Raw genomic sequence first — 14,359 nt, forward strand, 5'->3', positions numbered from 1 at the left:
TGGCATTTTGGAGTCCACTTATTTATCTATTTCATGGGATTTTTTCAACATAAAGACGCTTACAAAGCCTTGCAATTTCCGGAGTTTCGCGCTTATGTGACAGGGAATACGCTTTTTACGATTGCTTTGTTGATTCAAGAGGTAGTCTTGGCATATGAAATATATAAGATTACACACAACCCATTAGCTTTGGGCCTAATCGGTTTAGCGGAAGCTGTCCCTTTTATCTCTTTGGTGTTATTTGGAGGGCATTTTGCGGATAATCGGGATAAGAAGAAGATCATGCAGGTAACACTGTCTTTGATTATTGCGTCCTCCTTCTTCCTTTTATATTCAAGTACACAACTTCAATCCGCAGATCAGGATTTTCATATCTATTCGATCTATGCGGTTATTTTTATCATTGGCCTTTCCAAAGGTTTTTTTAGTCCTGCCGCTTCTTCATTAAATCCTTTTTTAGTGCCTAAAGAGGTGTTTGCTAATGCAGCGACATGGAATAGTTCTTTTTGGCAATTGGGCTCTATTTTAGGTCCAGGAGTAGCTGGTTTCTTGTATGCTTATGCGGGCTTATCTGGTTCTTTGATGACTGTAATTGCGTTGTTACTAGGGGTAATGGTCTGTATTTTCCAAATAGAGAGTCGCCCTGTGCCAGTAAAAACGGTTCAACATGAATCGATATGGCATAGTTTGCGAGAGGGGATTGCGTATGTGTTTAAGACTAAAATCATCTTATATTCTATTTCATTAGATCTGTTCTCTGTACTTTTTGGGGGAGTAATTGCTATCTTGCCCATTTTCGCAGAAGACATTTTAAAAGTTGGAGCTGAGGGTTTGGGAATATTGAGAGCAGCTCCTTCGGTGGGAGCTGTTGTGACGATGGTTACATTGGTTTATTTCCCTCCTCTGAAACACGCCTGGAGAAATTTGATTTTAGCCATTGCGGGTTTTGGTTTGGCTACCTTAGTTTTTGGGTTGTCGACTAATTTTTGGCTTTCCGTGACCGCCTTGTTTTTTACGGGAGCTTTTGACTCAATTTCAGTCGTTATTCGTCAAACGGTTTTGCGTTTTTATACGCCCGATGAGATGCGAGGACGCGTATCTTCTGTAAATGGTGTTTTTGTCAGCACATCCAATGAACTGGGTGCTTTTGAATCAGGACTGGCCGCGAAGTTGTTCGGTACCGTGCCTTCTGTTCTGATAGGCGCAGGGGTAACGATGGTGTTGGTAAGTATAGTAGCCCTTACCTCCAAGGAATTGTTTGATCTTGATGTAGATCAAAAAGTATCGGAATAATTACTCTTTAGCTGCCGAAGCTTCCTGCGCGGCTTCTGCTGCAGCTTCCTCCGCTGCTTTTTTCGCAGCTTCCTCCGCTGCTTTTTTCGCTTTTTGTTTTGCAATTTGTTCCGGCCATCCTTTTAATATATCAGTTAAAGCCTTCTTTGATTCTTGAGCCCATTGAATACTTTGAATTACTTGCACATTACTCGCATTTTCGCCTAATAAGCAGGGAAGAATTTTAATGTGATGGTCTTCCATCTTCTTTTCAGAAATAATCACCGTTGCATCACAAGATAAGTGGTGAATGATTCCGTCAGGTGTTTGGCCTTCAGAAATATAAAAATGATCTAATTGACTTAATTCTATCGTATTTTCAGCGATCAAATCATCTCCTTGAAAATGTAACTGAGTAATAGATGTGTCTGCTACAGCCACAAAGGATACACGTTTTTTGCCAGATTTATCCGCAAAAAAATCACCAATGGACTGGAAGAAATTACGCTTAGACAAAGTGGTTATACCAAGGCCTTTTGTGTTAGCTGGTAGGTGTTTCTGTATAAATTGAAAAGTGCTGGGCAGTTGAATATACATAATTAAACAGATTAAATTTCGATTCTAATTTTAGGTTTAGGGAATTCAAAATACTTGGAGAAGGATTGGAACCAAGCATGAATGGTTTCAAATCCAGTTTTATCTAGTTTGTATTCGATAAATTGCCCTTTTTTAACGGCTTGGATCAAATTTGCTTGCTTTAATAAATCCAAGTGATGCGAAATGCTAGGTTTGCTCATGTCAAACTGACTGGCAATCTTTCCAGCATTTTGTGGTCCGTTAACCAAGAACTGCAAGATCTCTCTCCGGGTGGGATCGTTGATTGCTTTAAATTTTGCGTCCATCTTAATTAGATAATTAAGCGAATGTCTAAATTAATTTTAATAAATCCAAACATTTAAATATCTGATTTACGATACGCTTCAATTAAAGCTAATTCTCCTTCCTTCCCAGGCTTAGAATTTCCATGTTCCATTCCTAAAACGCCAGTAAATCCTTTTTGTTTTATGTGTCTGAATATATTTTGGTAATTTACCTCACCTGTTGTAGGTTCTTTACGTCCTGGATTGTCTCCTATCTGTATGTAGGCAATTTCATTCCAACATTTATCCATATTAGCAATGAGGTTTCCTTCATTTCGTTGCATGTGGTACATATCGAAAAGTATCTTGCATGAAGGTGAGTCCACTGCGCGACAAATGCTATAGGTTTGATCTGAAAAACGCAAAAATAAGTCTGAATTATCGCTCAAAGGCTCTAATACCATGGTTAATCCAGCCGGTTCTAAGATTTCTGCAGCGCGCTTTAGATTATCAATTACATTGCCCGTTTGGATTCCCATAGGCAGGTCTCTTGTGAAATTACCTGGTACCACAGTTGCCCATTTAGCATTTACTCGCTTGGAAGTTTCTACGGCTTTTCTGCAAGAAGAAAGGAATAGATCAGTCCATTCTTTTTTGCCGGTAGTCATCGTTTGCTTATCAAAAAAACCATCGAATTTGATAACGAAAACCCCCATTTTCATATTGAGTTTGGCTAACTTCTCCCCAATTTGCTCTTGTAATGCTACTGGTCTGCCCATTAACTCATTGTCCTCCAATGCGGTAAAACCTTGGTCATACATGAATTGTAGTTGATCTAATTCAGACGGCCCTGCGTGGTTTTTAAACATCCCAAAATGAGGCGCATAATTCAATTCAAATGGTTTTTCACGTGCAATAGGGGAGCCTTTTGAGAATGATGGCACTAATAAACTAGCTCCTAAGATCGAGGCAAAATCACGGCGATTCATCTTATTTCTTTTTTAAAGTGGATAAATATTCAATTAAATCAACTAATTCTGTTGTATTCATTCCATCGGCTAAACCTTCTGGCATTAAGGAGTCTGGTACTTGTTTGTAAGATTTCAAGGCAGATGTTTTAAAGCTTTTTACCAATCCACCCGGAATTCGTAATACGATATCAGTCTCGTTTTTTGAAACGATAATTCCTTGGTAGGTATCCCCCGATTTTGTCTTCACTTCAAAGGTTTCGTAGCCAAAACCAATCCCTGCATTTGGATGCAAAATAGACATATACAATCCTTCTTTGGATAATTTGGATCCTATTTCAGATAGCTTAGGTCCTAATTCAATTCCCTCATTATTTACCACATGACACATCGCACACGAATTAGTAAATACAACCTTTCCTTTCACTGCATCTCCTGACATTTTAATTAATTCGGCTGTCGCTGGATGTGTTTTTTTGGTTTCTGTTTGATGTTTGTCTAAATAACTATTTGCTTTGATTCGAATCGACTTTCTCCAAGCCTTTTGAAGGCTTTCTACTACTAGAGGAATGTAAGCAGGTGCGATTTTCTTTTTATCTAATAAATCCAAGACAAATTCTTCCGTTGGATAAGCATTTCCAATAACTCTTGCAGCTTGCATTTGCACGGCTTTACCTAGTTTCGGATTCGAAATAGCCTCAAACAATAATTGAGCTGATTCTGTTTTTCCTTGGTAACGCAAGGACTCGATTAAGGCCAATTGTTCCGATTCATTTCCTGAAAGAAATTTAGATCGAATTAATGCTGAACCACCGGGCAAGTTATATAACACTTGGCCAGCTTTAGTAGACTCGGTACGGGAAAGAACCATTCCTAACACTCGATCGATTTCTTCTTTTAATTGATAGTAATCTACTAACTCCAAGTATTGCTTCCCAGTGGTTTGCTTTAACAAGCTTATTAATAGTTGTTTAACCTCGGGATGGCTGGAAATATAGGCTGGTTTCATATGCCGAACAGCCTCTAATTGTGAGGTTGCGTCCGTAGCAAATGGACCTTGAATTAGACCAAACAAGGCCTCTGATTTCTGGTCCCCGGGCATAAAATCCAAGGCACGGAAATAGGCAGGCGACTTAGTTTTTCCAATCAGTTCGATGAGTGCCGGTAGTGCTTTCTCTGTCCGTGCTCTCCAAACAATATCCGCATATCCTTTGGAATTCTCCGTTTTAAGATCATAATAAGCCGCAAATCGTTCATCCCAATTTCCATCTGCCCCGATACCTAAGGCTTCTAAATACCATCGATCTACACCTCCATGTCGCATGGCAAGACTCGCCCAAAGTTTATTCACATCCTCACCGGAAAGATGGCGCAGCGCAATCGCTAATTCACGCCTCACGGATGCGTGTTGATCTTTTGCTGCTTTCTGAGCGAGTGCAGACCATTCTGTAAATGGCTTTTGTTTCACTGCACGAATAGCCATTGCTTTTAGGTTTGGATTAGCTTGATCAAATGCTTTTTGAATAAATTCATTGGAACGAATGCCCTTATTCAATACCCAAAATGCTCTTGCCCTAAATCGGGGATTTTCATGCGTGTTAAATTCATTTTCTAACACCGTTTCAGCCTTGGTTCCCATCTTTTGCAACGCTTGAAATGCAAGGAAACGTGTTTCTAAATTAGGGTTCTCGAGTGCTCTTAGAGCTGATTCGGGCGTATTGAGATTGATAGGCGCTGTTTTGTATACGTGTCCTTTGGGGGCAATTCGATAAATGCGGCCTTTGGCCTGATCCCCTGCTTGATGTCCACCTACGCCTGGATCGTACCAATCTGCAATAAAAAGTGATCCATCGGGTGCGGTAGCCACATCAGCGGGTCTAAACCACTGATCTCGTGAGCTGATTAAATTATTAATTCTTGCCTCATAACCGGCACCCCATGTGCTTGTTGCATAAGAACGAACGATGTTAGGACCTGCATCGGTATGAATCATTTGATTTTGGAAGATAGAAGGCAATAAATTTCCTTCATAAATGATCATCCCAGTAGGTGAACCTGCCCCTGTTTGCAATAAATTGGGTACAACGCCTGGATCATTTAAATGCCAGTGACGCAACGGAATTTCTTTTTCTATGTTTGTACGGTTTACAGACCAACCCTCTCCCGTCATTTCATCTACACAACCGTAGTTTCCATGCTCGAAAACGGCATTGATTCGAACCCCTTTGTTGCCATCATCATCATTATCTGATTGCCAAAGCCCCCCATAGGAATCGACCGCGACCTCAAAATTGTTTCTAAAATTATGACCTAAAACCTCGACTTGGCTACCATCTAGATTGCATCGAAAAACCATTCCTTGGCGGTATTTCTTAGGGCCGATTGGATCTCCATCTTGGTCTAAGACTGGATTCCCTTTGGCATCCAACAATTGCTTTCCTTCGTTTCCGATATTAAAATACAGTTTTCCGTCTGGGCCAAAAGTAAACGCATGCGCCCCATGATCATGTTGCTCCCCGCCAATTCCGGAAAACATCACTTCTTTTCGGTCCGCTTTTCCATCCCTGTTATCATCAAACATTTTCCAGATGTACGGACTTTGTGAAACAATGACCATCGAATCTAAAACCGCGATTCCCAGTGGAGAATTTATTTCTGGGGATTGGTAGAAAATTTTTCGTGAATCAGCCTGTCCATCACCATCCGTATCTTCTAAAATTAAGATTCGATCCCCTTGTGGATTCGTCGGATTCCCATTAATTCCAGGACGGTAATTATAAGCTTCTAATACCCAAACGCGACCTTTAGAATCCACATCAATATTAGTGGGATTGATTAGCATCGGTTCAGCTGCGAATTGCTTCAATTCTAAGCCCACAGGGACTTGTAGCGTTGAAACCTTTGTTTGGACTGAATCAGCGGTGATTTTTTTTAGCTGTGTCATCTTAGGAATACCTAAGCTAACAAGGCTAATCATCCCACCTAGCAGTAGGAGCGGAGCGTTTTTAGTGATTTTCATAATTCCTTAACGAATAGTTGAAAAGGCAGTAGGGGTCATAAAAACGGACTCAATTTTCTCTATAATCTTGCCGTCTTTTTCTGAGTCAGCTGATGCTTTTTTCCATTTTGGATCATTTCCAAAAGCAGCCCAATTTGCTTTTGCAGCTACTTCAGATGGATGCGCAACAAGGTATACTAATTTGCTTTGAACAGCTGGGTCCTTTTCGATGGTTGTGAAGTAGGCGATGTTTTTGATATCATGCGATTTAAAGATCTTCGTCGTGTGATCTCTGAAACGCGCTAAAATTGCTGGATTTCTGCCTGGCAATTGTGAATAGGTACGTAGTTCAAAAACTTGATCTACAGGGCCGCCTGAAGGTTTAATCTTAGGACTAAAATCTGTGGCATTCATAAATACACTGGTTACTTTAGCGACAATTTTACCAGTCTCTTCAGATTTTTTTGAGACAGTTTTCCACTCAGGATCGCTACTAAAATGCTTCCAGGAAGAATCGCGATCCGCTTTCGATGGATAGGCTAAAATATAGTAAAGTGCATTTTCAGTATTATTAGTGGGGATCCAATAGCCCACATTTGTCATACCGTGTTTTTCGAAAATCTTCGTCGTATGATTCGTGAATCGTTGAATCAAGGCATCTAATCTACCGGGATGGCAATAATAGATACGCATTTCAAAATAACGACTATCTGCTTTTTTTGCGTTTACAGCAAAGGGAAATAGACCTGCACACAGCAAGGTCAAAAGAATTAATTTTTTCATGTGTTTAAATAGGTTTGGACGAATTTACGGATTTAATCGTCTTTTTAATAGTTTGTCAATCATAAAAAATAGCATCTCTGGCTTTAGTGTTCTCCAGTTCGGAATCTGAAGGTTTCCGCCAAAATTCACGTAGTAATCTATCTTGTATTTGGCCCATTCCTCCTCCACAAAAGGCGCAAAATGCATTGCCGCAATCCAGCCATCCTCCACATCCTCAAACCATTCTGCATAGTAGTCGTCCTCAAAAGATCCATGAAAATTAAGCACATTCTCTCCCACTAAAATAAAGTGCTTTATCCCTGCATCGACAAAATGATCCACTACGGTTCTTTTCAAATGCATTACATCGTTATGGAGGGTATCATTCCATTCCCCGAATAATTCGATAATGGTATATTTTGTTGTATAATCTGTGAATAAAATTTTGCAAAATAGGGTCTCCGAGCCTATATCATCCCATAAAGGATGAATATAATAGCCATAAATATCATTTTCATAGGTAGTTTGGGAATAATGTCTGCCAAAGAAGGGGGACTTCTTATCCTTTGCAGCCATATAAATAGATTCCCATTGGAACGATGGTTCGATGTTTTGCATGCTCTAATAACCTAAAAAAGGCTTGCAATCGCAAGCCTTTTTTTAAATCCAATAGAGATTAAATTTAAAGAGAAACGGCCTTCTTAAATGCGCCACTGCCATCGAATTCAATCATATATTTTTTAGTGGCCACTTCGATAACCACATGGTAAAACTTCACCACATTATCCACTGAACCACTTGCGCCTTTAACGAAGGCCCAACCTGCATACTTACTGTCTAAATAGGACTTAACTGTGGTAGGTAAGTCCGAAGCCTTCAATTCTTTAATGCCTAGATTTGGAGGATTATGACCTGATTTTCCTCCCTGATGTTGAGGAAGAACCTGGAATTTAGCATCTAAATGAATATCTTTTTTAGTGGTGCCTACGGTAACACCTATATGGTATTCAACAATGACAGAATCTTTTAAAATAGCGACAGCGTAATCTAACTTATATCCTGTGACGTTTGCATTTAAATAGCTAATTAAACCATCTGGTAGTGTTTTTAATTCAATTTTAGTAAAATTTGGACCTTTTGTATTAACCTCTTTTGTATGTAAAATCTTACCTGTTCTATCAACTACTAAATCATAAGGAACTCCTAGTTTGTCAATACGGATATGGTATACTTCCATGCCTTTCGGATCTTTTACTAAAAAGGCTCTTTTAAATGTATATCCAGAAATGGTGGATTTTACTGCCGTAGGTAGATCAATTAGGGCGATTTCTGTTGCTACTGGTGCTGGACCTTTCTTTCCAGGTTTTCCTTGTAAACCCGTTATTTGGTTTAAAAAAGCACCTGTTTGATCAAAGAATACAGAATATTTTTCCTTGTTGAAAATTAATTCAACTCTGAAACCTAATTTTTCCCCTTTTGTCTTTTTGAATGCATTTTCAAAGGTTGACCCTGGAAAATTTGTATCTAAGTAGGTGAGTATTGCAGCTGGCAATTCTGATTTGGCTATTTTCACGGCCTCTTCCTTAATGATCCCCTTATTGGAGACGACAACTTGAGCCTCCGTAGTAGGTGCAATGACATTTGCGACATAAAGAGAATTTGTTTGAAGAGTTGAATAGTCAACAGAAGTCGCTTTCGGATATACCTTAGATACTGCTTGTGTTACAAGAACAGGGACATCTTGAGGTGCTAGCATTGTAGCCTCTTGTGGGTCTACATTTTGATCTTTTGTACACGCATTTAAAGCGAGTAGGGAAACAAACGCGATTAATGAAATTTTTGTTTTCATGATTTTAAAAGTTGATTTGGTTTATCAAACGGTAAATCTTTTCCAATTATATAGATATTCTTTGAAAAAAAGAAAAAGTGGAGCAACCTATCGACGAACGGGTGCATCTTGGATACAAAATTATAAGTTACTTGATAATTTATAGTACCTTGTATTGCAAAGTACCTTTTGTTTTATATCTTTGCCAAAGATTTATCAAACCACCATGAAAAAACGTCAGCTTCTTGTCCTAATACTCGTTTTTTGCAGTTTTCAAGCCATGTCCTTAGGCTTCCCTCATCGTTTATACCCTGCGAAGTTTATTAAAAAGACTATCCAAGTTTTTGTTAAAAACTCAAAGAAATAATGTTTAATTTTGGTCGAAAGACTAAAATACTATGAGCTTATTATTTATTGAGTGGAATGCGGACCCTACTATCATTACCCTTTTGGGTTTCCCTATTCGTTGGTATGGTTTTTGTTTTGCCTTAGCTTTTTTAGCCGGTTTTCAGGTCGTGAGTTATATGTTCAAAAAGGAGGGGAGACCTGTTGAGCAAGCAGATCAATTATTATTGTATACCATGGTGGGAACAATTGTGGGTGCGCGTATGGGGCATTATTTCTTTTATGAATTTCCTTTACTTTTAGCTGATCCTGTTCGTTTTTTTATTCATATGATTACCCCACCATTTTCTGGTTTAGCCTCTCATGGTGCGGCGATTGGTTTATTTACAGCCTTTTATTTATATACGAAGAAAAACAAAGGACAATCATATCTCTATGTGACGGATCGGATAGTTATCGTTGCAGCTTTAGCAGGATTCTTTATTCGGTTTGGGAATTTGATGAATTCTGAGATTGTTGGTAAACCGACAGATTTGCCTTGGGGCTTTAAGTTTATGCGCGATTACGAGTTTAATCCGAGTGGATTAGCTTCATTCGTTGTACCCCGTCACCCATCTCAATTGTATGAGGCACTTTCTTGCCTGCTTTTATTTTTCATTTTATTGTACCTATGGAATCTAAAAAGAGCCAAGGTCCAAGAGGGCTCACTTACAGGTATTTTTATGATTTTCGTGTTTACTCTACGCTTTTTTTATGAGTTTCTGAAAGAGAATCAGAGTACTTTTGAAAATGGGATGACCTTTAATATGGGTCAAATCTTATCCATTCCTGCAGTTCTTTTCGGGATCGGTGTTCTATTATATTCCAAGCGAAAAACTACTTAGTATAATCTAAACGCAGATGTGATAAATCTGGCAGGTATTTTTTAGGTCGTTTTAGTTCGTATTCATATATTGTCTCACCCAGGTTTTTATAGAACGGAAATCCGATAGAAAAATAATCGTATTTATCATCGTTGAAAATCTCGTCTTCATTGCATAGCAAGACGGCCGTCACGATAAATTCGATTTTTTTGTCAAAATCTACTACATAGGCATTATCTAATAGGAATCCATACGCATCTCCTACTTTATTATAAATTCGAATGGAGGGATTTAATGTCGCCTTCTTTTCCGATCCATAATACAAGAATTTGCAATAAGCAGCAAATTTGTCTGTGTACTCAGGATTTATTGATTCCGTAGGATACATCGACATGTACCGATACAGAAATTGGTAATCTTCTTTCGAAATTTTGAATTGATCTTCTTTAGCAAAAGCCTCAGGAAGCATTAATCGTTGTAAAAAAAGATGCTGTGCTTGTAATGGGTAGGCATTTTTTAGACTAAAGTCTAAGGGATGATCTTCCACTACGCCTTTATCATTCATCGTCCCTTTACCGATTAAAATTGGCTTGTTCGCGCCATATGGCCGGTCATTAAATGCTTCTTCTTGCTTAAAGAGGGTTTTGCCTTCCGCATTTACTAGTTGAATCGGGTTCGTGTATTGATTTTCTATTTGAGGTAAAGAAATAGAGAGTCGATGTGTTATACGCACGCCATAAAATCCTTTAGATTGCATGGATTCGTTGAAAGGTCTTTGGCCTAAAAACTCATACAAACGATTAAAGGCATTGTCATCAGACACCAATAAAATCTTTTTAATATAATGCTCGATACTGGGTAGGCCCGAAGCCGAAGTGGAATCGGTCTTTATTTCAAGTTGGGATGGGCGGTTTTTTAGCGTATATAGGGTAGCTGCCTTATCTATTTTTAAGCTGTTTAGTTTTTCTAAGGCCAAAACACTTGCTGCTAATTTTACCGTACTCGCTGGGTAAAAATATTCGGTTGAATCAGACCGATAAGCATAGGTTGTCAGTGTGGGTTTATTTTTTGCATCCCGATCAATCTGTGTATAGAGAATTTGGAGACGGTATTTTTCAGGATTATCCGTAAGTTTTTTGAATTTATCCGGATGAGAAAGTAATAACTTCTCTAGGATATTAGTGGGCTTTTGAGCGAATGTACTCATGCTGATCAGTAATATAAACAAGAATTTAGGCATAGCTTTTAATGGCATCTGTAATTGTATCAATATCTTCTAATGTCAGACAGGTGGGTAAGATGGCGCGGCAACTGGGTGGCGCAGTAATATCTGGATAAGCAAATTGGTTCACTAAAATGCCAGATGATTTGAGGTGTTCGAATAGGCCTGGTGCTTTGGAACAAAAGGCAGGATAACCTGCTTGATAGGTCACAGCCACCTCAAAACCCTGTAGGTTTGCTGCGAAGCGATTTGCCAAGGCTTTGCTTTGTTGATTTTGCTCTTTATAAGCCTCCATCGTTTTCAATCCTGCCTGACAAAAAGCAGGATTAGGAGGCGATGAACCTACCCAAAATGGGTCTTTCTTTATTTCTTGTATATTTTTTTCAGACCCTAAAATTACTCCAGCGGGTAAACCAAACGCTTTTGAAAGAGAGGCCGTTTGAAGTAAATTACCTGCACATGGAAGGTAAATTTCTTGAATACCTAAACGGTGAGACTCGTCCACGATTAAGTAATTACTTGGGTCCATCGCTTTTGCAAACGAGAAATCAAAGGTATTTATCCAAGGAGTACCGATGCCGTCTGAAGCTAAAATTTGTCCTTTTTGATGGCTAAAGATCCATTCGGAATAGCTTCCGGTAAAAGGTTTATGCGGATGGCGCCATAAAGCTGGATGCGCTTGAGGTGCTAGGTTCAAGGTCAATCCTTTTTGCTGTGCGAATTGAACGGCAATTTGTCCAGCGGCTAAACCGGAGGAACACAAGGCGGCGGCTTCCACGTTAAAATGAACGGCTAATGCTTGTTCAAAATCCTCCCAAACGCAGAATTGTAAATTGTTGCGACGGGAGCTACCGAAGTTTTGGGAATATTGTTCAATTCCTTCCCTTAGGGCATTCTGAAAGGTAGGATGCGCACCAATATCCAAGTAATTCGTACCTCCTAGCCATAGGTATTCGGCTCCCTCATAGCTTATTTTCCGTCCTGGAATATGATTTTCTAGCAGCGAATAGCTCATAACAACGTGGCACCCGTTCCAGGTAAATTTGAATAAGATACCACACCATAATCAATGGTGATGCCTTGTGATATTGTATCATCTACTAAAAGGCAGCCATCCATATCTACGTAATCTAATAAGGGAAGTAAATGTGCTATGGCAGAACATCCGATCGTCGATTCGGTCATACAGCCCACCATGACTTTTAAGCCGAGAGTTCTGGCCTTTTTTATCATTCGCAAAGCGGGCGTGAGCCCGCCACATTTCATTAATTTAATATTAATTCCATGAAAATAGCCGGCACATTTCTCCACATCCGATTCCAGAATGCAGCTCTCGTCCGCAATAATAGGTAAAGTAGATTCTTGGTATACCCGTTTCATTCCCTCCCAGTTATCCGCTTTCAAGGGCTGTTCAATGAATTCTACTCCTAATTTTTCTAGTTCAGGTGCGAAATAAATGGTTTGTTCAACAGACCAGGCAGTGTTCGCATCGACTCTAAATACCGCGTTTGTTTCGCGTCGCAAAGCTTCTACGATTTCCAAATCGTCTGGGGTACCTAATTTGATTTTATAGAGAGGGAAGGGGGTTTCCTTCATTTTGGCAACCATTTTCTCCACCTTATCCATACCGATCGTGTAATCTGTGATGGGATTATTAGAGATATCTAAGTCCCATATTTCGTAAAGTGGCTTGTTATGCGTCTTACCCCAGAGGTCCCAATAGGCCACATCCAACGCACAAAGGGCGAACGGATGCTCATCTAGTAGTGACTTGGACATCATCGTCCAAAAATCATTAGGATGGGGAAGAATATCGTGTGGCAATAAATCGATTATTGATTCAATCTGTGCCTTCATTCTTTCCATCGTAACCCCATAATATGGGGTCTCCGTTGCCTCTCCAAATCCACTTTTACCATGCCAACTCAATTCCACAATTAAGGTAGGCTGCACATCTCTCGATTCGTGTGCAATCGTGAAGGTGTGTTTCAGAGGTAGATCGAAAGTATGAAGTTTCAGTTCCATACGCGTTTATTTGAGTGGAATATAGGGCAATTTTTTCGATTTATCACCTGCTTTTTGCCAAACTAATCCATCCGCCCGCGACCAATTAATCAAGTCCCCTGATCCATTATGAGCTAAAACTTCTCCATTTTCCACCGGAATCCATTGGTCTAATTCAGCGGATGGCTTAGGTAGGAATTTGATTTCTTTTACGTTGTATTCAGCCCATTCGCCAGATACCCATGGAAGGAAATACACCCAAAAACAGGTTAAAGTTGAAATGGGATTTCCTGGGAAAGCAAAAACCACTTTTCCATCTGGGCGCGTAGCCACTAACAAGGGCCTGCCTGGTTTTTGAGAAATTTTATGGAATACCGTTTCGAATCCGGCTTCCGCTAAAACACCTGGAATTAAATCTTTTTTGCCCGCTGAAACGCCACCAGATAATAAAATAATATCATTAGATTCCAATGCCTTATCAATACTAGATTTAATTTTTTCAGCTGAATCGGCTAGGTGGCTAGAATTAGCTTTGAATCCTTTGGACAATAAAACCGACTTTAGCATCATCACATTTGAGCTACGGATCTGGTGATCTGCAGGTGTTTCGTGCAAACCTACGATCTCATCGCCTGTGGAGAAAATATGCACGTGCGGCTTTGATTCCACCTCAATATGTGCTTTACCTACCGTTGCTGCTATCGCAATTTCGACAGGTCCAATCTTCGTTCTTTTCTTTACCAAAACGGATCCTGCAGGCGCATCCGCCCCTTGTAAATGAATGAATTGCCCTTTTTCTAAAGGGGTTTTACCGATATACGAAGCTATCTTTTTTTCAATGCTCAGATCTTCGATTTTGATAATCGCCTCTGTGCCTCTCGGAGCGGTAGCACCTGTCATGATTTCTAGGGCACCATCAATTTTTTTGATGGCTTTCACAGGTTCTCCTGCGAATAAAATACCTTCAATTTTCCAGGTAGGAGCCGTGATATCTTTTACTGCGATTCCGTCCATCATGACACGGTCAAAAGGAGGGAAGTCGCGATCTGCCACGATTTTTTCGGCGATGTTCATTCCTAACGTTTTTGCCAAAGGCATTTTTTCCGTACGGAAAGGAATGGTGATGTTTTTTAAAAGTTCAATCGCTTCAAGTGGGCTGATCATGTGTAGTGTTTTATCGTATTTGTTAAATTTCGCTATTTTTTGCTAATTCTCCCGTATTTTTGTCTTCTAAATT

At 39.6% G+C, this 14,359-nt stretch carries 13 protein-coding genes; 2 read left to right on the forward strand and 11 right to left on the reverse strand.

All coding sequences use genetic code 11. From position 1 onward, the window contains the following. Nucleotides 1–33 precede the first annotated feature (33 nt). Nucleotides 34–1,293, forward strand: a complete 1,260-nt coding sequence (locus ACILP5_RS01170; protein WP_395616815.1) for an MFS transporter — start codon at nt 34–36, stop codon at nt 1,291–1,293. Here the strand turns inward: ACILP5_RS01170 and ACILP5_RS01175 are convergent, their stop codons facing one another. The 7 genes from ACILP5_RS01175 to ACILP5_RS01205 form a co-directional block, all read right to left on the reverse strand. After that, nucleotides 1,294–1,869 carry a hypothetical protein gene (locus ACILP5_RS01175; RefSeq protein WP_395616816.1) on the reverse strand — a complete coding sequence of 192 codons (576 nt, stop codon included), beginning with the start codon at nt 1,867–1,869 and terminating at the stop codon, nt 1,294–1,296. It lies immediately after the preceding gene. 11 nt (nt 1,870–1,880) lie between these two features. Then, on the reverse strand, nt 1,881–2,174 hold the full coding sequence (locus ACILP5_RS01180) for an autorepressor SdpR family transcription factor (RefSeq protein ID WP_395616817.1): 294 nt from the start codon (nt 2,172–2,174) through the stop codon (nt 1,881–1,883). A gap of 53 nt (nt 2,175–2,227) precedes the next feature. Beyond that, entirely contained in the window at nt 2,228–3,121 is an 894-nt protein-coding gene (locus ACILP5_RS01185) for a hydroxypyruvate isomerase family protein (protein ID WP_395616818.1), read from the reverse strand. A gap of 1 nt (nt 3,122) precedes the next feature. Beyond that, nucleotides 3,123–6,119 carry a PVC-type heme-binding CxxCH protein gene (locus ACILP5_RS01190; RefSeq protein ID WP_395616819.1) on the reverse strand — a complete coding sequence of 999 codons (2,997 nt, stop codon included), beginning with the start codon at nt 6,117–6,119 and terminating at the stop codon, nt 3,123–3,125. 6 nt (nt 6,120–6,125) lie between these two features. Then, nucleotides 6,126–6,881 carry an NIPSNAP family protein gene (locus tag ACILP5_RS01195; protein ID WP_395616820.1) on the reverse strand — a complete coding sequence of 252 codons (756 nt, stop codon included), beginning with the start codon at nt 6,879–6,881 and terminating at the stop codon, nt 6,126–6,128. 24 nt (nt 6,882–6,905) lie between these two features. Then, nucleotides 6,906–7,478 (reverse strand): hypothetical protein, encoded by a 573-nt coding sequence (locus ACILP5_RS01200; protein ID WP_395616821.1) that lies wholly within the window; start codon nt 7,476–7,478, stop codon nt 6,906–6,908. Between the two features lie 64 nt (nt 7,479–7,542). Further along, on the reverse strand, nt 7,543–8,709 hold the full coding sequence (locus ACILP5_RS01205) for a hypothetical protein (protein WP_395616822.1): 1,167 nt from the start codon (nt 8,707–8,709) through the stop codon (nt 7,543–7,545). A gap of 377 nt (nt 8,710–9,086) precedes the next feature. Here ACILP5_RS01205 and lgt point away from each other — a divergent pair, with 377 nt between their 5' ends. Beyond that, nucleotides 9,087–9,917 (forward strand): prolipoprotein diacylglyceryl transferase, encoded by an 831-nt coding sequence (lgt, locus tag ACILP5_RS01210; protein ID WP_395616823.1) that lies wholly within the window; start codon nt 9,087–9,089, stop codon nt 9,915–9,917. Here lgt and ACILP5_RS01215 read toward each other — a convergent pair. From ACILP5_RS01215 to ACILP5_RS01230, 4 genes are read right to left on the reverse strand one after another with little or no spacing between them, the layout of a single operon-like run. Beyond that, a complete protein-coding gene (locus ACILP5_RS01215) occupies nt 9,910–11,103 on the reverse strand; it encodes a serine hydrolase (RefSeq protein ID WP_395616824.1) in 1,194 nt (397 codons plus the stop codon). The genes lgt and ACILP5_RS01215 overlap by 8 nt on opposite strands. 25 nt (nt 11,104–11,128) lie before the next feature. Next, a complete protein-coding gene (locus ACILP5_RS01220) occupies nt 11,129–12,133 on the reverse strand; it encodes an aminotransferase class I/II-fold pyridoxal phosphate-dependent enzyme (RefSeq protein ID WP_395616825.1) in 1,005 nt (334 codons plus the stop codon). Further along, nucleotides 12,130–13,143: a dipeptide epimerase gene (locus tag ACILP5_RS01225; protein WP_395616826.1), complete on the reverse strand. Its 1,014-nt coding sequence runs from the start codon at nt 13,141–13,143 to the stop codon at nt 12,130–12,132. The genes ACILP5_RS01220 and ACILP5_RS01225 overlap by 4 nt, the downstream gene beginning before the upstream one ends. Nucleotides 13,144–13,149: 6 nt before the next feature. Continuing rightward, complete coding sequence (locus ACILP5_RS01230) at nt 13,150–14,286, reverse strand: molybdopterin molybdotransferase MoeA (protein WP_395616827.1); 1,137 nt, start codon at nt 14,284–14,286, stop codon at nt 13,150–13,152. Nucleotides 14,287–14,359 lie beyond the last annotated feature (73 nt).

The sequence above is a fragment of the Aquirufa sp. genome (genome assembly GCF_044239315.1).
Classification (GTDB): Bacteria; Bacteroidota; Bacteroidia; order Cytophagales; family Spirosomataceae; genus Aquirufa.